Genomic DNA, 23,559 nt, shown 5'->3' on the forward strand with positions numbered 1-23,559 from the left:
CCATCATCTACATGGCGAAAGCCATTGCACCGGATTCATTTCAGGAAAGAGTGCGCCGCCGCTTCCATGCCGCCTGCACCACTGCCGGGGACAGTTGCACGCAGCCCAGCGACCACGACCGCGCGACGCGCTCGAACACCTCGGTTTGTAGCAGCTCCGGGTGATTGGCCTGTTGCAACCGGACCTCGAAAACTAACGCGGCGTCGCGTCCTTCATCGTCAGCGTCAGCTGGCCGGTTACCTCGCTTTCCATCGCGACCGGCGCCGCACGCGCGATAGATGGCATTCGCCGGTCTTGCATCGCTCAGGTCACCGATCGCACCCGCTATCGCCTCAAGTCGTGGTGTGAGCCATGCCGCAAGGTCGACTGGAATCGTTTCCGTAATGCCGGCAGCTGCCTCCCTATACCGCTGTGCCGTATCAGGCCGGCTGAGTTTGCCGCCTAACTCGTTCTGCAGGCGAACAGCTTTTGCAACGGCATCCGCGGGCTTAGGGTAGTTGCGAACGTCACGCAACACAGCGCCGACCTCGGCTAAACGTGCGGACAACCATCCCTCGCCGATCCATGCCGCGGCGGTTAAATAGGCTCGGCCGACCCACTCCCTGTTACCGGGAGTGGCTTGAGACAATACCGCCGGGTTCATCGCTAGATGAGTCATGCCCGCTTCCTCCGCATCAGCACCACCTTCCCGGCGGGCTCCAGCAACTGGCGCAACGTCGCCAACGCCTCGCGCTTTTCGTCCATATACGAGTGTTTGTCGTAGTGCTTCCCCTGCACGCCGCCCAGTCCATGCGACTGCAGCTGCGCGCGAGTTTCACGGGATACGCCGGCAGCAGCCAGCCGCGTCTCGACGGTAATTCGCAGCTCGCCCGGTGTGAACGTCGCGGCCACTTCCCCGGCCTCGACCATATCGGCAGCGACCTGCCCCACGATCGTGCGCACAGTGTGATAACCCGCGCCGTGCTTGCCGGCGTCCAGCGTGAACAGGTACGCGCCCGCGTCGCCCGTCATCGCGTCCAGTGCTGTCACGGCATCGGGCAGCAGCGGCACGATGTGCTCGCGCATCTGCAGGCGCCTGCCCTTGCCGTCCAGTAGCGTCACGGTGCCAGCATCCCGGTCGAAGCGCCCCGCGGTGAGCCGGGCCAGCTGTTCGCATCGCTGCGCACCGGTCAGCAGGTGGAAGCGCAGCAGCGCGCCATGCGGGCCGGTCATGGCCTTGATGCGTTTCCAGTAGGCGACCAGCTCGGCCACCGACAGCGCGCGTTTTGCCATATCTGCAGGGGCGTCGTCGTCGTGCTTGGGCCGGGTGATCGTTCCAAGGTCGCGCCCGATGTTGGCGACGTGGGCAAACGATGCATATAGGTCAGCGGTCGCGGCGTTCCCGCGCGATGCGCTGGCGGCCGTGTAGGCGGCGCGGATATAACTGCGGGTCTTTTCCGCCTGCCGCCACTTCCCCGCCCGCGTCAGTTTGTTGAGCACGCGCACAAGGTCATCCAGCGTCACGCTATCGGCTGGCGCTTTCCACAGCGCGGCGAAGGGGTCGCGCACTGTGCGGTGAATCTCCCCCTCGACCTTATCGGCGCTCGGTTTCTTGGCGCGGCGTAGCTGGTCGACGTAGGCACCCAGCAACCCGCCCAACGTAGCCGCAGCCCGCGCGCGCCCCACGTCAGCTTTCGCGCGCGCTTGCTTGCTGGCCGCGAACGGATCCCCACCGCTGTCCACCTGCAGGCGCAATTTGCGGGCAGCGTCGCGCGCGGTGGTCACGGTATGCGGGCCGAAGTCGCCGATCTTCTGCCGGCGCTCGCGGCCGTCGGCGGTCACGTACACCAGCAGGAACGTCCGCGTACCGGCGGCGGTGGTTCGCACCGCGAAGCCGCGCACAAAGTCGCGGTCTCGCTCACCCTTCGGCACGTCGTAGTCAATGCGGTTTCCCTTCGCTGGCACGCCCAGGTTGCGCACCGTCTTGTCGTCGATCTTGAGCTTGGCCATTTTGTCCCCGTATCCGTTGTGTCCGGCATGTGTCCGGCGGATTGCGCATTATCTGCGATGGACGATGATGGCCTTTAATCCCCTGTGATTGCAAGCAATACCGCGCCACTACAGGGCTTTGATGGCCGGACACAGGGTAAACGACGGGATGCGATGGCAGGGCTGCAGAGGATTGAAAATCCCCGTGTCGGCGGTTCGATTCCGTCCCCGGCCACCATGTGCAGCAACGAAAAAGCCCACTTTTTCAAGTGGGCTTTTTCGTGGGCCGCACCCAATCCGCACGTATTTCATTCGGCGCAGCAAGAACAAGTACGGCTACGGGCCATCTTCGACAGATCTGGTTGTCCAGGGCGACCCCCAAAAACAATCCCGCAAGGAGATTGTTTTTACCGAAAGCCTCCAAGAGCCCTCAGTGGTAACGCCGGCGCAAACCCAGGAACAGTCCGGCAAACAACAGACCGAGGCCGAACATGCCCAGCATGCCAGGCTCCGGCACCGTCGTGCGGGTGCAGGGCCCGCTGCCCTCGGCACCGGTTCCATCCCCCGACACGATCCAGCCGCTGCAGTCACCGGCAATGCCCTGAACGTGTGCCACCGATGACCAGCTGCTGCCGTTCTCCACAAACGGATTACCCGTCAGCAGGCTCAAGAACGTCAGATCATAGGTTGCTGAATCGCCGCCCATGAACCGGCCACTGGGCGACCAGCCGAAGGCAAGGTTGAACGTACCCGGCACCGGGCCCGTATTGAAACCGCTCGCGTTGTATAACGCGCCGTTGCCCGCGCAAGTACCTGCGGTGCATATGATCCCAGAGGGAGAGAGCGCCTGATTGAGATAAAAGGCCCAGCCGACGGTGGATTTTTCATTGCTCAATCCCTGTTCAAAATCCGGCCCGGTCATAAGGGAAGACAGCACCAGCGTTCCCGTATTCGAACCCACGGAGGAAGTGAACTGAGCTCTGAGCCAGGGCGCACTGCCATCCGGCGTATTGCCGGCAAAAACGATGTTGAGATCGATGGTGGTCGAGATGGGGGTCGCGGCGACCTGCGAGGGCAGCACGGTCAGTGCGGCCAGAGCAATACCCGTCAGAATCAGGATTCTTTTCACGGTGTTTGACCTCCATTGAGACTTGTTCGCCATCCGTCGCCAGGCAGTCCGGGACCTTTCGAACTCACTGGTATTCATCGTTATCAGCAAGCACACTCCGCTAGCAGTTTCCAAGCACATTTCGAGCCAGACTTACAAGCTATTGATTTAATTATAATTAAAATTATTTCCAATCAACGAATAGCTCAATTTTGTAAAATCTTCCGACAGCTCTATCGCCGAGCGATGCAGTCCCCGGGCGGCTAAACAGGAGGCACAGCAGGGGCACACCACCAGGGTTCGAGCCTGACCAAGACGTGGGTTGTTTTCACGTTGCCCCAGGGCTGACGGGCGGACCGTTCCAAGGGTTGATCCGCGCCGTCGCCAAAGATCGCGTCCGGTTGGACGGGCCAGGGGCGCGCGGCCGCTGCACGGCAGCAAGGTGTCGATATCACGAGGGGTCGTCGGCAGGCAGGGCGCACCCCGACGATCGCAGGCCCGACCTGCTGCGCACGCGCCGTGTGCCAACGGCGAGGATGCACTTCATGGGTCGAATCCGCCGCGTACTCTGCGGTTGGTTGAGCTCTTCGAGCAAGCCCATTCCAACCCGGTACGCTGCCCTCCTCAACTCACCCCGTAACCAGAGATCAGGCGATAGCTCGCCGGCACGCCGGAAGGACGTTTGACCTGATAGAGCCTGTCGGAAAAGCCTAGGCTGAGCAGGCGAGGCCGCGACCGGCCACGCCGGTGCCGGCTATCCGGCACGGATCGACACCATAGCGGGCTTTCAACAGGCCCGCGATCAGGGAGCCGCGCAGTTGCTCGGGCTCAAACGCGAAGCGATGCGAGAACTTACTGCTGGGTAGCGGGTTGTCGCGCGCATCGGCGAGCCCTCGTGGCAACTCGTCTTTCGCCAGTCCATCGAGCAGGCGAAGGCGCAAGGGTACCACCGGATTGTTTCGCACCATGGGGTAGCTTGTCGGCGGCGCGAATTGTTCGAAGCCGTAACAACGTATGTAGAACTGGGCATGCCGCGGATGCACACCGATGACGATATCGGTCAAACCGGTGTGCAATCCATAGTGTATGGCCCAGCGCATCATGCCGAACAGGGCCCTGATGCCACGTGACGCGCACTGGCGACGATCCGCCAGCATCCCCACCTCAAGCAGGCGGCGCCCCTTTCGTCGCAGTTCGTCCAGATAGCCCGCATATACGCTATCCAGCGCAAGCCCCATGGGATTGTCGCGGAACAGCGTCATCGTATAGCCGACTTCCGGTCCCTCCGGCCCCCATATCACGCATGCATGCTGCCCCACGGCTGAGGGAACGGCATGCATGCCAAACGGGTTTTCGTCAATCAGCCCCATTTGTGAGTAGCGCTCATACACCAGCCGCCAAGCCGATTCCACCTGTTCGAGGCTGGTCGCGCAGAAACAAGGCGGTTCGCTGTCACGTACCGCCGAACGATTGAGACGCGCCGTAATGTCGACAACTGTCTCAGGCACTTCTACCGATTTGATTAAATTCATGCTTCAACCGCCGATCAGGGACAAATTGCTTCAAGGCATGCTGTCCTCCTGACCACATGGGGTTGGTCCCGTCTTTGCCACGTCAGCCAAAACGGGGTTTGTCGGTGCTGCAATGCGATGTTTCGTCACCACGCGACGCGCAACACAACAACTAACACGCGCGTTCCGGCGCGAGTCTACAACGCTGCACGCGGTGATTGTGTGAGCGGCGTCGCCATACGCATGAAGCGTTCAGAAACCACGTGATCGTGCCCCGTCCCGGGTCGCACGCCGGCAAGCGGACATGAGTCCGCTTGCCGGCACCCATCATGGTCATCGTGGACAGCAGACAACCGCCACCAGCAGGCCTCGCACCCTGACTTCCGGTTCTTGAAAAGACGTGTTTCGGTGCAGGCCTTCATCCCCGCGTATAGTGCTTGCGTGGGCGAGTCGATTCCGGGCACACAGGTAAGCGTAACCGGCTGGAATCAGCTCCAATCCAGAGGCGGATGCGGACCGTGGACTGGGATACGAAAGCAGGCATTCTGTGCGCAGGCATCGCCGCACCCTCGGCGGATAATTCGCAGCCGTGGCGGTTTGCCTGGAGCGGCGACGACCTGGACCTTCGAATCGATGCGGACCGTAGCGGCCGCGTATCCGATACCCGGTATGTCCTCAGCGACCTGGCCGCCGGCGCGTGCCTGGAAAACATGATCATCCACGCCCGGTCGCTCGGTTACGTAGCGGACCTGCAACCCTTCCCGCGGCACGACGACGAGCTGTGGGTCGCCCGCATCCATTGGCGCCACGATCCCGAGCTCGCTCCCCCCGAGCCGCTGGCTGCCGCCATCGAGCAGCGTCACACCGATCGCCGCTTCCCCTGGGGGGGCTCGATCAGCACCGATGCGCAGGCACGCCTGAATGCCCAGGCCCGGTTGATTCCCGGGCAGCGGCTTCATTGGCCACGGACACCGCGTGAGAGAAAAGCCGCACTAAGCGTCATCAGGCAGGCCGAGACGCTGCGTTTCAGGAGCCCGACGCTGCACGCGGAACTGTTTTCGAGTATCCGCTTTGCCGCTGGCTGGCACGCCGCCTGCGAGGAAGGCCTGGCCCCGGTGACGCTCGCCGTGGAGCCACCGTTGCGCCCGGTCTTTCAGGCGCTGCGCCGTCCTGAGTTGATGACCATGCTCAATCGGCTTGGCGCGGCGTCGGTGCTGGGGTGGCGCTCGGCCTGGCTGCCCATTCGGCTGTCGCCGGGACTCTGTCTGCTCGTCATTCCGTCCACGGCACGATCCGATGTACTCGCCGGTGGCCGCGCTTTGCAGCGCGTGTGGCTTCAGGCCACCCTCGACGGGCTGTCGGTCCAGCCGTATGCGGCGGCGGGAGTTCTCAGCCTGGGGTTCGTACCTGTCGAGCCGGCCTTTCAGCAGCCGCTCTCGCGTCTGGGCTCGGCCCTGCATGATCTGTGCGCGCCGGGGTATGGGCTCGTATTTTTGCGGCTTGGCTATGCGCGGTCCGCATCGCGCAGCCGCAGTGGGCGACGAGCGCCCGCAAGTTTCGGCGCTTCCCCATAGGGGTCACGCGCGACATACGCATGCGCACGATGGCCTTCAGGCACTGCGCAACCTTGTTCTTGACCCATTCGCTGCGGCCTGCCACGGGCACCGGCGATGGGACGTCGAAACAGAAACACGTCGGCCGCGGCTACCGTTGCCCGCGGTTTCACGCCGCGAGACAGCGGACACGTGATTTCCACCCTGTGTCGGAATCCTTTACGAACGCGGATTGCGGTCGATTTCGCTGGATAAACTACATACAAAACAAATTGTTACATGCATCCTAGGCCGTGCGGACACTTGGCGGAATAACCGGGAAGCTGGCTCGGCTGTAGGCGGCCAAGGGGCGGATCGCCACTTAAACGTGTTTTCATTCAACAAGTTAAAGCCATGCTGGTGAGGCGGATGCCGGCGACGCGATAGCGGAGGCATCTGGTTGAAGCACAGGCCTTGCGCACGGCCGGCGCGGCTTAGCGCCGGAATGTCTTACAAATATCGAGTAAATCCGGCAGCTTTGAATAAAAAACTCAATGCGAAACAGCATGTTATATCTGTGGCATGCCTGTTGCTTCCTAGAAACCCGCAGGGCTAATGTCAATCGGGCGCCACTGTCGTTGCGATTGTCTGGGTTGGTTCTCGATGGAGGAAAAAATCATGTTGAAGAAGAAAAGCATCGGAGTCGCACTCGCATGCGCGCTGGCGCTGGGTGCGTGGAGCGGGACGACGCTGGCGACACCCATCAACGTGAACGGCGTCCACTGGGATACCAGCAGTCCGTTCGACCTGACCATTCAGTCGCTCAACCTTCGCGAAACCTCGGTTGCGGCCGTCGGCGACATACTTACGGGTTACGGCCAGATCGGTTCGATCAACGGCAGCAACAGCTTTTGCACGGGTTGCGATCTCACGTTCACCTTCACCTACACGGTGCACAGCATCATCGGCAACCAGGTCGCGTTCGACATGGGAAGTTTCCAGTTCTACACGCAAGCTGCCGGGAGCTTCGACTTCGGCAACCCTACCTCGGTCGGCGGTACGCCGTGGCTCACCTTGACGGGCCATACCGCTCCGCGTGCGGGCTTTGCGGATCCCTTCGGGCAACTTTACGCCACAGTCAACGGGACCATCAGCAATCCCACGCTTGGCTCAGCCGGATTCGGCTTGGTGGATGCCACGGGAGGCCCGGCGAACTTCTTTGTCAACACCAACACCATTTTTGACGGCATTGGCGGATTCGCGGATTTTTCGCTCGCTTCGTCGTTCCAAACCTTCCCGGCTAGCACCTGTACGTCAATTTCTCCCGACCCAACCAATATCTGCCACTATCCGATCGAGGGTAACGGTAATTTGATCGGCAGGTCGACAGTACCCGAGCCGAGTGAGATGGGCCTGCTGGGCCTTGGCTTGGCCTTCCTGGGCTTGCTTGTCGGGCGGCGCCGCAAAGAGACCGAGGGGCGCGCATAGAGCACGCACCTCATGCATGCGGTTTGACGATTGATGGCGCCGCTTCTCGCGAAGCGGTGCCATTGTCCGTACGCTTGCGTTGAACCGGTTGGCTGGCCGCATGGCGGTCTGTCCTTCAAGCGGCGATTGCCAGGGAACCGCAAACCAACGCCATGGCGTGGTCCGGGACCAACTGACTGACACCACTTCCCGGCTCGGCCATCTCCTCCAACCAACGCCGCGCCCCAGCGCCCGGGAATGCTTCCAAGCAAACCGGTGTTACCGCAACGGCTTGGTAACGGCTTTACGCAATCACGCCGAGGGCAGATGTCTCATGATGTCTGATGCACCGGACACGACTGAGCCGTTCGACTACGCAACGGCATTCAGCCGGACGATCGGCTGGATAACCGCGACCGAGCAGGCGAGGCTTCGTTCCAGGCGCGTGGCGATCGCCGGACTCGGCGGTGTCGGCGGCAGCCATCTGTTGACCCTGACCCGACTCGGTATCCAGTCGTTCAATCTGGCGGATCTCGATCGTTTCGGCACGGAAAATCTGAACCGGCAGGCCGGGGCGTTCCAGTCGACCATCGGCCAGCCCAAAGTCGACGTCGTGTCCCGCATGGCGCGGGATATCAACCCGGATCTGGACATCAACAAGTTCCCCGGCGGCGTCACCGTCGACAACATGGAGCAGTTCCTGTCCGGGGTGGATCTGTACGTCGACGGGCTGGACTTTTTCGTGCTCGATATCCGTGCCAAGCTGTTTGCCCTGTGCGCCGAGCACGGCATTCCGGCGGTTACCGCGGCGCCGTTGGGCATGGGTGCTGCGGTGCTGGCGTTCCTGCCGGGTCAGATGACATTCGAAGAGTATTTCCGGTTGGAAGGGAAAACGACCGACGAGCAGTTGCTGCGCTTCATGGTGGGTTTGGCGCCTGCGGTGCTGCATCAAGGCTATCTGGTCGACCCGTCCGCGGTGGACCTGGTCAACCACCGGGGACCATCGACGCCCATGGCATGTGAAATCTGCGCCGGGATAGCCGGCACCCAGGCGTTGAAGATCCTGCTTGGCAGGGGCAAGGTGCTCGCGGCACCCCGCGGCCTGCACTTCGATGCCTACCGCAACAAGCTTGCACGTACGTGGCGACCGGGGGGCAACAACAACCCGCTGCAGCGGCTGCTTCTGGCCGTGGCGCGTCGCCGTTTCATGCGCCACTAGCTGCATGCACAGACAAGTGGGCGAAGAAGAGAATCTGGCTTACCGGCCGCCGGACCTGGAGTTGCAGCGGTAGCTCCTCATGCCCGACTCGTGTGCTTCGCCGCACCCGTACCGTGAAGCCGGCAGAGTCCCGTAATGACAGCGCAAGACTCTCGCGGGACCAGCCGGAATGCAGGCAGCGTCTTGCTACACTCAGCCGACCTTGGAAACCGAGGGGGTGTCTCGTCATGCAGCGGCTCAGGATTGATTTGATCGCGGCCGCGCGACCCAACTTCATGAAGGTCGCGCCGCTGTTCCATGCGTTGCACGAGCAGCCGTGGTGCCGCTTGCGGCTGGTGCACACCGGCCAGCATTACGACCAGAACATGTCGGAAGCCTTTTTTCGTGACCTGAAGTTGCCGCCGCCGGATCTGCACCTGGGCGTGGGCAGCGGCAGCCACGCGAAGCAAACCGCCAACGTGATGCTTGCCTACGAAGAGGCCTGCACTGGGGACCGACCGGACCTGGTCGTGGTGGTCGGGGATGTCAATTCAACGGTGGCCTGCGCTCTGGTCGGCGCGAAACTGCACATCCCGGTCGCGCACCTGGAGGCCGGGTTGCGCAGCGGCGACCGCCGGATGCCCGAGGAAATCAACCGACTGGTGACCGACACGCTGGCGGACATCCTGTGGACGCCGTCGCCGGACGCGGACGAGCACCTCGCCGCCGAAGGCGTGCCGCCGGAAAAGATCACCCGCGTCGGCAACATCATGATCGATTCCTACGAACTCATGCGCGAGCACATCGATGCCGCTGGCGAGCGGCGCCGACTCGGGCTGGAGAATCGCGCGTACGCGGTGGTGACCCTGCATCGCCCATCCAACGTGGACGCACCCGGTCCGCTCACGGCGCTGGTCACTCAACTGATCCGCATGGCGGCCAGATTGCCGCTGGTGTTTCCGGTGCACCCGCGCACCCGCAAGAACCTGGAAGCCTTCGGCCTATGGTCGAAACTGGCAGACGCGCCCAACCTGCAAGTGATCGAACCGCTCGGTTACGTGGACTTCATGAACCTGGCGTGCGGTGCGCACCTGACCATCACGGATTCGGGCGGTATCCAGGAGGAAACCACCTATCTCGGCATACCCTGCCTGACATTGCGCACCACGACCGAGCGGCCGATCACGATCACGGAAGGCACCAACCGCTTGGTGACTGCCGCCGAGCTGGTGCCCGCGATGGACGAGATTCTCGCCGGTCGCTGGCCGCATGGTCGCAAGCCCCAACTTTGGGACGGACATGCCGCGGCACGCGTTGCGGCCGACATTCGCCGGCGCCTGCTGAGCGTACCGCCACGCGTTGCCGAAGCAACGACGGTTCCCGCCACCGTCAACCAGCGTACGCTGGGCAATGCCTGAACCCGGGAGCGGGCATATGCCCGGTTGAGCGCAGACAACCGCGTTGCACGTCAGGAATCGTCCAGATATGCACGTCATCATCATCGCCAGTTACTTGACCGCCGCCGCCGCGTTCCTCGCCGGCACGGCGCTGCTTGGCGTCAGTTGGCGCGGTCAGCGCACTGGTGCCCTGCTGATCCTGGCCACGCTGGTCTCGGTCCTGTGGGGCGTGTTTCTGGCTTACGCCGAATGGCAGCATACGGTGGCGGTCAACTGGGTGCTGCTGGCCGAGGTTCTGCGCTACGGCGCCTGGATCGTTTTCGTGGGCGCCCTGTTCAGCGCCTGGCCGATGTCCGGCCTGCTCCGCGGCTTGCACGTCGTTGCGCATGCGCTCTGGGTCGTGCTCGCCCTCTACTGCCTGGGGCCGGCGACGGGTTTCCCGCGCGCGACCGGGCTGCCGTTCAGCGTCAACGTACCGCTGATCGGCATGCTGCTGCTCGCCCTCACTGGCGTGGTGTTTCTCGAACAGATCTACCGCAACGTGCAACTGGAACAACGCTGGGCGCTCAAATTCCTGGTGATCGCGCTCGGCCTGCTGTTCGCCTACGACATCTTTCTGTATTCCTACGCGATGCTCTACCGGCAGTTCAACGCCAGCGCGTGGGCGGCGCGCGGCTTCATCGATGCCTTGCTGGTACCGCTGTTGCTGGTGGCGGCGGCGCGCAACCCGCAGTGGTCGCTGGATGTGGGGGTATCGCGGCGCGCGGTGTTCTATTCCACGAGCCTGCTGGTGGTCGCGCTTTACATCATCGCCACGGCGATCGGCGGTTATTACGTGCGCCTGTATGGCGGCGACTGGGGCCGGGTGGCGGAAATCACGCTCGTCTGCTTCGCGCTGCTGCTGGTGCTGTTGATCGCATTCTCCGGCCAGGCGCGATCGCGCCTGCGGGTATTTCTGCACAAGAACTTCTTCAGCTTCCGCCACGACTATCGCGAAGAATGGCTGCGGCTGACCGCTACGCTGTCTGCCAGCGACACGGAGTTGTCGCAGCGCGCGGTACGCGCGATCGCGCAGATCATGGACAGCCCGGCCGGCGCGCTGTTCATGCGCGGCGACGCCGATGAATTCGTACCGGAAGCGCGCTGGAACATGCCGACGCCAGCCGGCCTGAAGCTTCCGGCCGGCATGCCGGCGTTCGGGCTCATGCGCACGCGCCGGTGGATTTATGACTTGAGCGAACCGCCGCCGCTGGGTGACGAACAACTGCGGGCGCCGCCCGAATTGACTGACCTGCCGCGCGCATGGCTGCTGGTGCCACTGGTGCTGGAAGACCGGCTCGTCGGTTTCGTGGTACTGGCGCAAGCGCGCGCGCGCCGCGCGTTCGATTGGGAGGACATTGATTTGCTCCGGGCAGCCGGCAGTCAGGTGGCCGGCATCATGGCGCAGGCGGCCGATGCCCGGCGCCTGGCCGAGGCGCGCCAGTTTGAGGGCTTCAACCGGCTCACCGCGTTCCTGATGCACGACCTCAAGAACCTCGCAGCCCAGCAATCGTTGCTGCTGCAGAACGCCGAACGCCACAAGCACAATCCGGCGTTCGTGGACGACATGCTCGCGACCGTGGCAAATTCAGTGCAGCGCATCTCGCGCCTGCTCGAGCAGTTGCGCGGCGATGCGGCACCGGCCAAACACGGTCGCGTGCCACTGGCGGCGGTGCTCGACAAGGCGCTCGACGAGTGCCGCGCGCAGTCGCCGCGACCGGAGTACCTGCCGGTCACTGACGACCTGTGGGTGCAGACAGATACCGAACAGCTGGCCACGGTGCTCGGTCACGTAATCCGCAACGCCCAGGATGCAGCGCAGGCCCACGGTCATGTCATGCTGAGAGTCAAGCGCGAATCCGGACACGCCACCATTGAAATCGAGGATGACGGAGTAGGCATGGACGAGGAATTCATCCGCAATCGGCTGTTCAAGCCATTTTTCACCACCAAGGCAAGCAAGGGCATGGGCATCGGCGCCTATCAGGCTCGCGCGTACGTGCATTCGCTGGGCGGAACGATGCGTGTGAACAGCACCCCGGGCCAAGGCAGCGTGTTCACGATTCAATTGCCGCTGGCCGAGCCCGCCGGAGCCGCCATAGTGGCGGACAAGCCGCAGACCGCGCCATGAACCAGAAGCAGCGCTGCCTGTTGATCGTCGAGGACGATGCCGGCCTGCAGCGCCAGCTGCGCTGGAGCTTCGAGGATTACGACGTGGTCATGGCCGGTGATCGGCCGACCGCGCTCGCCCTGCTGCGCCGCCATGAGCCGGCGGTGGTGCTGCAGGATCTGGGCTTGCCCCCGGACGCCACCGGCACCTCCGAGGGCTTCGCCACGATCGCGGAAATCCTGCGGGACGCACCGCACACCAAGATCGTCGTGGTCACCGGCAACGGCGACCGTGACAACGCGGTCAAGTCCATCGGCTGCGGCGCCTACGATTTCTGCTCCAAGCCACTGGAGTTGGAAGTCCTGCGCCTGATCGTGGATCGCGCATTCCGCGTGCATGAACTGGAGGCCGAGAACCGCAAGCTCAGAAGCCAGCCGACCACGGTGCTCGAAGGCATCATCGGCAGCAGTGAAGCCATGCTCGATGCCTACCGGCTGATAGAGAAGGTCAGTCCTTCCAACGCCACCGTCCTGCTGCTCGGCGAAACCGGCACCGGCAAGGAGGTGTTCGCGCGTGCGGTGCACCGCCTGAGTACGCGGTGCGACGGGCCATTCGTGGCAATCAACTGCGCGGCCATTCCTGAAACCCTGCTGGAAGCCGAGCTGTTTGGCCACGAGAAAGGCGCCTACACCGGCGCGCACAAGCAGACCAAGGGCAAGATCGAACTGGCGGTCAACGGCACCCTGCTGCTCGACGAGATTGGCGACATGCCGTTTGCGCTACAGGCCAAGCTGCTGCGGTTTTTGGAGGAGCGGGTGGTCGAGCGCATCGGTGGACGGGAACTGATTCCGGTGGATGTGCGCATCATCTGCGCGACGCATCAGGACCTGCCGGCGCTGATCAGTGCAGGGCGCTTCCGCGAGGATTTGTTTTACCGCATCAGCGAAGTGACCATCCGGCTTCCGCCGCTGCGTGAACGTGCCGGTGACATAGCGCCCCTGGCACGGCATTTTCTCGAGCAGGCGGCCAGCCGCCATGGCCGCGCAGTCCATGGTTTTACCGCCAAGGCGCTCAAGGCCATCGAGGCGTGCCCGTGGCGCGGCAACGTGCGCGAGTTGGAAAACGCGGTCAACAGCGCAGTCATCATGGCGGACGGGAAGCAGATCGAGCTGGAGGAGTTGCACCTTGGTGCGGCCAGCAATGATATTCTGGACTTGCGCAAAGTACGAAACGACGCTGAAAAACGCGCGATCCAGCGGGCTCTGACCCAGGCCGGCGGCAACCTCTCGCATGTCGCCGGCTTGCTCGGGATCAGCCGCCCGACGCTCTATGATCTTCTGGACAAGCATGGCTTGAAAAAGCCTACCGATGCAGATTGACCCCGCGCATGGCGCGTGGCGAACTGAGGGTAAAGACATGCGCTTGATCGAGCTGAACACGCGGATCGTTCGTTACGGCTTGGCGTTGCTGTGCGCCACCTCGTTGCTGAGCAGTTGCGGCCTCACCAGTGGCCATGGCAGCGTCGACGCCGGCATCAAGTACCAGGCCAACGGAGAGTATCGCGCGGCCTACATCGAGGCCAAGAAGGTCCTGCAACGCGACAGCAAGAACGGCGAGGCCTGGCTGCTGCTCGGGCAAGCCTCGTTGATGCTCGGCAATCCAAAGGACGCCCTGAGCGAACTGCAAAACGCCGAGGCGAACGGGGTGCCGGCAGAACGTTGGGCGGTGCCCATGGGACGCGCGCTGCTGGCGACGCAGCAATACGACAAGCTGCTTGCAACCCTGACTCCCGACAAGCCCTACGAGCCCAAGGTCAAGGCGCGCGTAGCTGTGCTGCGGGGCGACGCCTATCGCGGGCTCAAGCAATTCGACCTGGCCCGGCAAGCGTACACGGCCGTGTTGCCAGCGGACCCGAAGAACCCGGGCGCGCTGGTGGGACTGGCCCAGCTGGCAGCCATCGCCAACGATCCGGGCTCCGCCGGCAAGTACGTGCGACAGGCATTGGCCGCAGCGCCGGACAATCCGCAGGCCTGGGTCGCGAAGGGCGACCTGGCGTTCGACAGCGCCGATTTCGCCGGCGCCGAAGCGGATTACCAGAAAGCGACAGGCTTCAAGAACCCTGACTGGTTGCCGCAAGAGCGCTTCTACGCATTGACCCGGCTGGCCAACGCACAGGCGCAGCAAAACCAGTTCGACAAGGCGCTGGCCACCATCCAGACGCTGGAAAAAATGTCGCCGAAGCAACCGTATCTGCACTATCTGCACGCCGTGGTGCTGTACAGGCAGGGACATCTGGACGCGGCGATTTCCGAGCTTCAGCAGGTACTCCAGGTGTCGCCGGATAACGCCCAGGCGCAACTGCTCATGGGCGCAGTCAACTACGCGCAAGGCAACTACGGCCAAGCGGAAATGTACCTCAGCAACGCCATGGGCATGGATCAGAAAAATGTCGATGTCCGCAAGTTGCTCGCGCTCACCCTCTATCGCGAAGGACGCTCGCGCCAGGCATTGGATACACTCCGGCCGGCCTTGCCGGGCACGCCGTCCGACACCGAGCTGCTGGCGCTGTTGGAGAGAGCCGCCACAGCGGGCGCCGGTTCACCAGGGGCGGTAGCCGCCTCAACCAGTGCAAGCAATCCGTCCGATACCCAGTTCGCACGCGCCGGCAACGCTCTCGCCAGCGGAAATGAAACGGAAGCGATCCGCCTGCTGCAGGAGATTCCCGCGGGCAATGCCTCTACCGAGGCGCGCCGCAACAGCCTTCTGGTCATGACCTACGTGCGCGAGCAGCGCCCGGCCGAGGCAGTCAAGGTGGCGGCCGCATACGCGTCCAGCAATCCGCGCGACAGCGCCGCGCACCTGCTGTACGGGACCGCGCTGGTCGCCGCCGGTCAGCGCCCCGAGGCACGCGCCCAGTACTCCGAGGCCTTGAAACTGGACCCGGAAAATCTTGCCGCGCTCCTGAGCCTGGGCAGCCTGGATTCACTGGAAGGCCATCACGAAGCTGCTGCCGGCAGCTACGCAACGGTGTTGAAAAAAGACCCGCACAACGCGGCGGCGATGACCGCGCTCGGTCAGCTCGCCGCGCTGCAGGGCGACAAGGCGGAAGCCGCCAAGCGATTCAAGCAGGCCATCGACGCGGCGCCGAAATCCACCACCGCGTATATCGCACTGGTGGTGCTGTACAGCGAAAGCGGCAAATTCGACGAAGCCGTGAGCACGGCTAAACAGCTGATGGCCGCCAGCCCCGACAACCCGGCGGCGCTCAATGCCCTCGGGGCGGCGGAACTCAATGCCGGCCGTCATGGCGAAGCGTTGAAACCGCTGCAGCAGGCCGTGAACTTCGCACCGCAGGTGCCCTTGTACCGCACCAATCTGGCGCGCGCGCAGATCCTCGGCAAAGATACGAAGGCTGCCGAAGGCAATCTCGACGCGGCGATCAAGGCCGATCCGGGTCAAGTGACGGCCGTGGTGATGCGGGCATTCCTGAAGTTGCAGGACCACGATCTGGCAGGCGCCACTGCCCTCGCGCAAATGCTGCAGAAACAACCCGCCACCAAGGCAGCGGGCTTCTCGCTGGAGGGCGACCTGTACATGGCGAACAAGTCTTATCGCGAAGCCGCCCAGGCCTACCAGCAGGGACTGAAGCTCCAGTACGACCGGCCGCTGGTGGTCAAGAGCTTCCTGGCGCTGAGCCAAAGCGGGGCCAACGCGCCGGAAGGCGTACTGCGCGACTGGTTGGCCAAGCATCCTGACGATGCCGCCACCCGCCTGCTGCTGGCCGACCACTACCTGAACCACACGCAGAACGCGCTGGCTGCCGGCCAGTACGAGCAGGTGTTGAAGACGTATCCGTCCAACATCGACGCACTCAACAACCTCGCCTGGATTTACACGGAACAAAACAATCCCAAGGCGCTGGCACTGGCGGAGCGGGCGTACAAACTGGCGTCTGAATCGCCGGGCATTGCGGACACCTACGCCTGGGCGCTGGTCGCGCACAACCAGCCCAGAACCGCACTGCCGATCCTGCTGCAAGCAGCCAAGGCGGCACCCAAGGCACCGGCGATCCAATATCACCTGGCCGTGGCCCAGGCGCGCACCGGCGACCAGGCCGGCGCGCGAAGCACGCTCGCGGTGCTGCAAAAATCAGGCGCCGATTTTCAGGACAGGCCCGCCGCGGAAAAACTGTATCGCGAGTTGACCGGCGTAGCCGCCAAGTAGGCGGAAGACATCGGCGGTTTCGCGCTCTTACCGACTTCCGACATAAAAACACAGAAGAATCAGCCCAACCCCGATGGCCCAACCGGTGGCCAGCGCAACCAAAAGCCGACCGGTCCGGGTGCTTTTCAGACGCCAACACAGATCGCTCAGCAACCACCACAGGCCGGTGAAAACGGCGAGCGCAAAAACGCCCCAACCCAGATGTCCGGATGACCACAAGAAGTCACTCATGGGGAGGTCACGCCTTCTGCAACGGCAGTTTCTCCGGCCCAGACGCGATCGCCCGTGCGCACCAGCAGGTTCACGGTGGCCGGCAACTCGAGCACCACGGTGCTCCCCAGCAAGATCCGGCCGATCCTCTGGCCGCGCTCGATCCCCTCTCCCTCCCGGACCCAAGTCTCGATCCGCCGCGCCGCCAGGCTGGTAATCAAGCGCACCGCGACTTGTCCGGCATCGGTCGCAATCACCAGGCGCTTTTGCACCGGACAGGATTTTTCCCGCAGGAAAGCAAACTCCCTTCCCTCTCCGTCCATGAAGCGGTCGCCGTGCGATTCCACGTTGAGCACCCTTCCGGACACCGGGCTGCGCTGCACATGCATGTCCCAGAAACTGAGCGCGATCACCAGATAGCGCACTCCCCCGTGTATCTCGGCACTGGTCACCAGCCCGTCTGCCGGGGCCAGCATGCTGTTGCCGGGAGGCGCGATACGCTCCGGATCGCTGTAAAAATGGCGCAGAAACGCACGCTGAAATCCCCCCTGCCGCAGCCACGTGCGGATTTGCGTTTCCGGCCAGCGTCTGCGCGGTGGAAGCCAGCGCCGTATCAGCGGCGATGGATACGGGAAATAAAGCGCCCAGAGCACGATGGCCACGGCCACCAGGCACAAGATCACGATTTGCAGAACAAGTATCGTCATTTCATTGTGGATTGGACATCACGTCTGACTTCATTGCTGGCGACAAGCCGTGTAACACAACAAATACTCAAGATCGATCCCCGTTCAGATGTGGATCGAATCCGTAAACTACATGTAAATCCGGTGGAAGGAAGCCATCGCTTCGCTTCGGCAAAGTGACATTGCGGGACCATCACGATCCGGTGAGACGGAGCGACAGCTGGGTGTGAGATTGGCGCAGGTTTCCAAACTCCCGGCCCACCTCGTTCTGGCGCAAAAGCCGGACAAAAAACTCAGATGCAACGGCACGTTGCGTGAACTGGTTCACGCTCCTGGGTTTCTTCACTCCATTTTCACTGATGATTCAGAAGCGGCCCGCTAACTGGTCAACGGTAAAACCGCATTTCCACTTTGACGCGTTTCGCGAACGGGAAGCGGCTCTGGCGGGTAGGTTGCGTGGCCCTCAAGGCGTAGCGCGAATTATGCGCCAGGCGTGGCAGGCCATGGAGAAGCTGTGAAATCCAAAAAAACCGCCATGCAGGCATACATGGCTGGTCCAACCACCAGCGGCGTCCGGGCTCGATCGGCAACATCGCGAAAGCAACTACATCGTCAGCAAAAGGCTGCATCTGTCGAGGCAGCCTGACTCAGGCGACCAGCCCGGGACATTCTGGCGCGGCATCACAAGACGGCAGGATCACGAACTAATGCGTATGAGCGAGCAAGCCGGACGGTTCGACCAAGGAAACTGGCTTGGTCAAGCCGCTGCAAAGATGTTGTGTGGGTGCGCAGGCTGCGTGTTGATGCTCGGTGCGGCAACGGCGCGAGCGGGAACAGTGGTGACGGACAACGTGATCAGCACGGTCGCGCAAGCGCAGACCAATGTTCCCGTCACCTTCGGCCAGATCTTCAAGGCTGGCGACATACCCCAGGGCGAGACGGTTACCGCCACCCTCAATGGCCAGCCGGTCGCCTTGCAGGTGGATAGCAAGGCGACCCATCCCGACGGCAGCTTGCGCCACGCGGTGCTGACAGCGATGGTTCCAACGTTGCCGGGTAATGCAACGTTACCGTTGACGCTTTCCACAGGGCCCTTGCCTACGGTGGCCGGGCTGGACCAGCCCATCGGCTTGTCGCAATTGCTTGCGACAAGCTACGACGCCAACGTATCGCTCAACATCGGCGGCCGCAAATACAGCGCAAATGCCCGCGCATTGCTGCAGACGGCCAACAACACGAATGCGTGCAAGCCGTGGGGCACCCAATGCAACCAGTGGCTTTCCGGCCCCCAGACCAGCGAGTGGATCGTCAACGGCCCCGTGACGGCGGCGGATGGCACGACCAACCCGAACCTGAGAATCTACTTCGCGGTGCGAGTCTACGCAGACGGCTCGCATGGCACCGTACGCCAGGTGCAAACCGACGTCATCGTGGAAAACACCTCGGCCTACACGCCACAGGCGCAACCGCAATACACCGCGACCCTGACTTCCGGGAACGAGGTTTACTCCAGCCCCGTACTTACGCAGTACGCCTACACGCGCTGGCACCGGGTGCTGTGGTGGAACCAGGCCCAGCCACAAGTCTATTTGCAGCAGAACACCGGGTACATCCAGGCGAGCAAGGCGGTGTCGCGCTACATGCCGTTGACGCCGGACGAGACATTTCTGGCCAGCTTGCGCCAGACCTGCGCGCCCCTGGATCACTGCGATCAAACCCAGAAGATGCACATGGCCGGGGCACAAGCAGCAATTGGTCCGCTGCCGCGCTGGACCAGCGTATACATCGTCGACCCGGATGTGCGGGCCTACAACTGGATGCTGGCCAACACCGATGCGCTGGGCGCATATGACATTCATTACCGGGATGCGGCGACCGGCTGGCCGGTCAGCATCCAGAAGCACCCTTACATCACGACCGCAGCCTGGGCCTACGCGCAAGGCGTTGCGCAGCAGCCGATGACGGGGTCCGCGGCCAACCAGGCGAAGATTGCTGCCTACCGGCGCGATCTGCTGCCGAACTGCGTGAACAACGCGGTGGCGACGGGGTGCGCCACGGGGTATTACGGGACGGGAAGCCCAACGTTGTGGGACAACGCGCACCAGCCCTCGCAAGCATACGTCCCGTACATGGTGACGGGTTCGTACTATTACATGTCCGAGCTGGCCTTCGCCGCCTCGCGCAACCAGCTTTCGCCGAATCCTGTCTATCGCGACTACGGAAAGGGCCTGATTGACGCAAGCTACAGCCAGGTACGCGGCAAGGCCTGGGTACTGCGCGAAATCGCTGACGCAGCGTGGCTGTTGCCCGATCACCACCCGCTGAAAGCCGAGTTCAATGCGAGTGTCAATAACTCGCTGGCGGACTGGAATCAGAAGTACACCAACAATCCAAGCGCCAACCCGCTGGGCCTGGTGGATAGCGGGCACAGTTACAGCATGAACGGCGGTACCAGGAACGCGATGGCGCCATGGATGCACAACTTCTTCACATGGTCGGCGGGGCACGCCGCGGAGCTGGGCTTTGCGGGTGCTGCGGAACTGCGTGATTGGCTGGCCAAATTCGAGATTGGCTTGATGACCGACTGGCAATCCAATTCCACGCAAGGATATTGCTGGCTGGAAGCCTCGGCCTACACGCTGGTAGTTACCGAGCCCACCGGGCGGACCTACCTGCCGTCGTACAGCGCCATATATGCGGCGACGTTTCCGAGTCTGGTTGGGCTGGCCTGCAATTCGCCGGCGATGGTAGCCGCGATGGGAACCCTGGAAGGCCAACCGTGGCAAGCGGGCAAGATGCATGGCTATGCGTATTCCTATACGGGCTATCCGGCCAACCTGCAGATTGGGTTGGCTGCCGCCGCCGATAGTGCCGTGGCCAACGCTCACGAGGCGTGGAGTCTGTTTGAATCGCGCAGCGTGAAACCCAACGGCACGACCGCCTACAACAACTACCCCAATTTCGCCGTCATCCCCCGGTCCGTCCAAACCGGTACAAGCACAGCGCCGCCAACCATGCCGCCACCGGTCACGACGCCGCCACCAGTGACGACGCCGCCACCAAGTACGCGACCGCCAACGCTGCCGCCGGCACCGACCGCGGCGCCACCAAAAACCGAACCGCCGGTCCCGCCGTCACAGTCCGCGGGCACCCGACCAAGGCCCGTCGGTCCCGTGTTCGGCCTGTTCGGCGGTGGCGCAACGATGGTGGCCAACGCGGACAAGCCTGGATTCGTGGAGCGTGCCGTGAATGAGGTCTGCAGCCGGGTTGCCCTGTTTTGCGCGCGACTTCTGCCAGCCGATTGGTTCAGCCCGCCGGCCAGGGGCCCGGGTTCGCCGACACCAGCCACCAGCAAGCCCCCCGTGCGGGCGTACCCATCATGGGCAACGGGTGGCGTGGCGCCAGAACTCGCCCCGCACACCACGATCGCCTCGGATGGCACGGTTCAGCGCGCCGTTCCCGCCGTGGCGAAAGTTGTGTTGCCACCGTGCCGGGATGGAGGCAGTACGGACGGGCGGCAGGTGAATTCGGGTTGCCGGGCGAAGCCCACAGGGATGATTTACCGGGCCGCGGTGAAGTAGCCGCCCGTCGCGAAGCAGGTGGTGCCCATAGCCAAGCCGGGACCATCCCCAGCTTGGCACACTCGGTGTAGCATCTGACGCGACCCGCGTGTGTCCGGCACCCACGGTGCGTCCAGGCTCCGATATGAACCCCGCACGCCACTGCGCCTGCATCCGGACGATTGGACGGTACGGAGGTTGGCACGATGGCAACGGATCTTCGCAGCCGGTCCAGCTCGGACGACGTCCTGCATGCGCTTTGCCACTTCGCCGCGAGCACGCTATGCGTGGTCGGGATACTGGTGTTCGGAACAGCGGCAGCGCGCGCGGGTATCGTCGTCACCGACAACGTCCACAGCCTGGCCAAGCAGCGGCAGACCGACGTTCCCGTCACCTTTGGCCAGGTCTTCAAGGGCGGCGACGTGCCAAGCGGAGCGTCACTGACGGCCACCCTGGGCGGCCAGCCAGTCAGGCTGCAGGTGGACCCGAAGGCGACCAACCCGGATGGCAGCTTGCGCCATGCAGTACTGACGTTGAACGTGCCTGCACTGGCGGCCGGGGCGAAGCTGCCACTGGTGCTTTCGACCGGGACGGCCGCATCGGCAGCGCCGGTCACCGCGGCGCAGTTGCTGGCGACCGGTTATGACGCCACGGCATCGATCCACATCAGCGGCAAGGTCTACACGGCCAGCGCGCGTGCGGCGTTGCAGGCGGCTGACACAGCGAAGCAATGCAAGCCGTGGAATCGCCACTGCAATGTGTGGTTGTCGGGTCCGCTGGCGAGCGAGTGGGTGGTGAACGGTCCGGTGACGGCTTCCGATGGCGCCACCAACCCCAGTCTGCGGATCTACTTTGCAGTCCGCGCGTATGCGGGAACGATGCCAGGCAGTATCGGGCGGGTGCGCACCGACATCATTGTCGAGAACTCCGATGCGTTTTCGCCACAGGCACAGCCGCAATACACGGCGACCCTGACGTCGGGAAGTGCGAGCTACACGAGCCCCGCACTGACGCAGTACGCCTACACGCGCTGGCACCGTGTGCTGTGGTGGAACCAGGCCCAGCCACAAGTCTATTTGCAGCAGAACACCGGGTACATCCAGGCGAGCAAGGCGGTGTCGCGCTACATGCCGTTGACGCCGGACGAGACATTTCTGGCCAGCTTGCGCCAGACCTGCGCGCCCCTGGATCACTGCGATCAAACCCAGAAGATGCACATGGCCGGGGCACAAGCAGCGATTGGTCCGCTGCCGCGCTGGACCAGCGTATACATCATCGACCCGGATGTGCGGGCCTACAACTGGATGCTGGCCAACACCGATGCGCTGGGTGCATATGACATTCATTACCGGGATGCGGCGACCGGCTGGCCGGTCAGTATTCGGGACCATCCCAATATCACCACGGCGGCCTGGGCCTCCGCGAACGGCATTGCGCACCAGGCAATGACCGGGCCTGCCGCCGACCAGGCGAGGATTGCTGCCTACCGGCGTGATCTACTGCCTAATTGCGTGAACAATGGCGTGATCAAGGGATGCAAGGCGGGCTGGTACGGAACCGGGAGCCCCACGCTATGGGACAACGCGCACCAGCCCTCGCAAGCATACGTCCCGTACATGGTGACCGGTTCGTACTATTACATGTCCGAGCTGGCCTTCGCTGCCTCGCGCAACCAACTTGCGCCGAATCCTGTCTATCGCGACTACGGAAAGGGCCTGATTGACGCAAGCTACAGCCAGGTACGCGGCAAGGCCTGGGTACTGCGCGAAATCGCTGACGCGGCGTGGCTGTTGCCCGATCACCACCCGCTGAAAGCCGAGTTCAACGCGAGCGTCAAGAACTCGCTGGAAGACTGGAATGCCAAGTACACCCACAAGGTCGGCACCAACCCACTGCAGATGATGGAAAGTGGCGCCACCTATCCCGTGAAGGATGCCGCTGGCAAGCCCACGGGCGAAAAAGGCATGGCGCCGTGGATGCACGACTTTTTCACCTGGTCAGCGGGACACGCGGCAGAACTGGGGTTTGCAGGGGCTGCGGAACTGCGGGACTGGTTATCCAGGATGAACATCGAAATCATGACCGGCTGGCAATCGGATCCGACGCACGGGTTCTGTTGGCTGGAGGCGTCCGGTTACACATTTGTGGTGAAAGACGCCCACGGAAACTGGTTACCGGACTACAAGGCAGTGTACGCAGCGACGTTTCCGAACCTTGTGGGGCTGGAGTGCAACTCGCCGGCCATGGTGGCGGCGATGGCGAAACAGGAAAAGCAGCCATGGAAGGTGGGGCAGATGTCGGGCTATGCGCATTCGCCAACGGGATTTCCGGCCAACCTGCAAGTTGGCTTGGCGGCAGCGGCCGACAGTGGCCTGCCCAACGCGCATGAGGCGTGGAAGATTTTCGAGTCGCGCAGCGTGCGGCCAAAACCGCCACGGTACGGCTACAACAACTATCCCAACTTCGCGATCCTCCCGCGCTCCACGCCGCCCTGACCCGACGATGCCCTTCCCTGCCATGCGTCCGCTTGCCTGGCCCGGATCAGACTT

General features: G+C 63.1%; 15 protein-coding genes. 10 read left to right on the forward strand and 5 right to left on the reverse strand.

Annotation, left to right across the window (positions count from 1 at the left end):
* Positions 1-40: 40 nt before the first annotated feature.
* The 4 genes from KK131_RS14835 to KK131_RS14850 form a co-directional block, all read right to left on the reverse strand.
* Positions 41-658: a hypothetical protein gene (locus tag KK131_RS14835; protein ID WP_214557506.1), complete on the reverse strand. Its 618-nt coding sequence runs from the start codon at positions 656-658 to the stop codon at positions 41-43.
* Positions 655-1,989: an integrase family protein gene (locus KK131_RS14840; protein WP_214557507.1), complete on the reverse strand. Its 1,335-nt coding sequence runs from the start codon at positions 1,987-1,989 to the stop codon at positions 655-657. The genes KK131_RS14835 and KK131_RS14840 overlap by 4 nt, the downstream gene beginning before the upstream one ends.
* Positions 1,990-2,398: 409 nt before the next feature.
* Positions 2,399-3,097 (reverse strand): PEP-CTERM sorting domain-containing protein, encoded by a 699-nt coding sequence (locus tag KK131_RS14845; RefSeq protein WP_214557508.1) that lies wholly within the window; start codon positions 3,095-3,097, stop codon positions 2,399-2,401.
* Between the two features lie 689 nt (positions 3,098-3,786).
* Positions 3,787-4,608 carry a hypothetical protein gene (locus KK131_RS14850; protein WP_250887316.1) on the reverse strand — a complete coding sequence of 274 codons (822 nt, stop codon included), beginning with the start codon at positions 4,606-4,608 and terminating at the stop codon, positions 3,787-3,789.
* Between the two features lie 488 nt (positions 4,609-5,096).
* On the opposite strand from KK131_RS14850, the gene KK131_RS14855 reads away from it, so the two are divergent.
* The 7 genes from KK131_RS14855 (at position 5,097) to prsT (ending at position 16,554) form a co-directional block, all read left to right on the forward strand.
* Positions 5,097-6,161 (forward strand): hypothetical protein, encoded by a 1,065-nt coding sequence (locus KK131_RS14855; RefSeq protein ID WP_214557509.1) that lies wholly within the window; start codon positions 5,097-5,099, stop codon positions 6,159-6,161.
* A gap of 636 nt (positions 6,162-6,797) precedes the next feature.
* Positions 6,798-7,607 carry a PEP-CTERM sorting domain-containing protein gene (locus KK131_RS14860; RefSeq protein WP_214557510.1) on the forward strand — a complete coding sequence of 270 codons (810 nt, stop codon included), beginning with the start codon at positions 6,798-6,800 and terminating at the stop codon, positions 7,605-7,607.
* A gap of 313 nt (positions 7,608-7,920) precedes the next feature.
* Complete coding sequence (locus tag KK131_RS14865; protein ID WP_214557511.1) at positions 7,921-8,805, forward strand: ThiF family adenylyltransferase; 885 nt, start codon at positions 7,921-7,923, stop codon at positions 8,803-8,805.
* 227 nt (positions 8,806-9,032) lie between these two features.
* Positions 9,033-10,202, forward strand: coding sequence for a UDP-N-acetylglucosamine 2-epimerase (non-hydrolyzing) (wecB, locus tag KK131_RS14870; protein ID WP_214557512.1), 1,170 nt, complete (start codon positions 9,033-9,035; stop codon positions 10,200-10,202).
* A 67-nt stretch (positions 10,203-10,269) separates the two neighbouring features.
* Entirely contained in the window at positions 10,270-12,351 is a 2,082-nt protein-coding gene (gene prsK / locus KK131_RS14875) for an XrtA/PEP-CTERM system histidine kinase PrsK (protein WP_214557513.1), read from the forward strand.
* Positions 12,348-13,709, forward strand: coding sequence for a PEP-CTERM-box response regulator transcription factor (prsR, locus tag KK131_RS14880; RefSeq protein ID WP_214557514.1), 1,362 nt, complete (start codon positions 12,348-12,350; stop codon positions 13,707-13,709). The genes prsK and prsR overlap by 4 nt, the downstream gene beginning before the upstream one ends.
* A gap of 37 nt (positions 13,710-13,746) precedes the next feature.
* The gene (prsT, locus tag KK131_RS14885; RefSeq protein WP_214557515.1) at positions 13,747-16,554 is read left to right on the forward strand and encodes an XrtA/PEP-CTERM system TPR-repeat protein PrsT; all 2,808 of its coding nucleotides are present in this window, start codon (positions 13,747-13,749) and stop codon (positions 16,552-16,554) included.
* Between the two features lie 227 nt (positions 16,555-16,781).
* Here the strand turns inward: prsT and KK131_RS14890 are convergent, their stop codons facing one another.
* On the reverse strand, positions 16,782-17,471 hold the full coding sequence (locus KK131_RS14890) for a phosphatidylserine decarboxylase (RefSeq protein WP_214557516.1): 690 nt from the start codon (positions 17,469-17,471) through the stop codon (positions 16,782-16,784).
* 293 nt (positions 17,472-17,764) lie between these two features.
* Here KK131_RS14890 and KK131_RS14895 point away from each other — a divergent pair, with 293 nt between their 5' ends.
* The 3 genes from KK131_RS14895 (at position 17,765) to KK131_RS14905 (ending at position 23,505) form a co-directional block, all read left to right on the forward strand.
* Positions 17,765-17,968 (forward strand): hypothetical protein, encoded by a 204-nt coding sequence (locus KK131_RS14895; RefSeq protein ID WP_214557517.1) that lies wholly within the window; start codon positions 17,765-17,767, stop codon positions 17,966-17,968.
* 195 nt (positions 17,969-18,163) lie between these two features.
* A complete protein-coding gene (locus tag KK131_RS14900; RefSeq protein ID WP_250887317.1) occupies positions 18,164-21,031 on the forward strand; it encodes a hypothetical protein in 2,868 nt (955 codons plus the stop codon).
* A 185-nt stretch (positions 21,032-21,216) separates the two neighbouring features.
* Positions 21,217-23,505 (forward strand): hypothetical protein, encoded by a 2,289-nt coding sequence (locus KK131_RS14905; RefSeq protein ID WP_250887318.1) that lies wholly within the window; start codon positions 21,217-21,219, stop codon positions 23,503-23,505.
* Positions 23,506-23,559 lie beyond the last annotated feature (54 nt).

The organism is Rhodanobacter sp. LX-99 (assembly GCF_018599185.1).
GTDB lineage: Bacteria > Pseudomonadota > Gammaproteobacteria > Xanthomonadales > Rhodanobacteraceae > Rhodanobacter.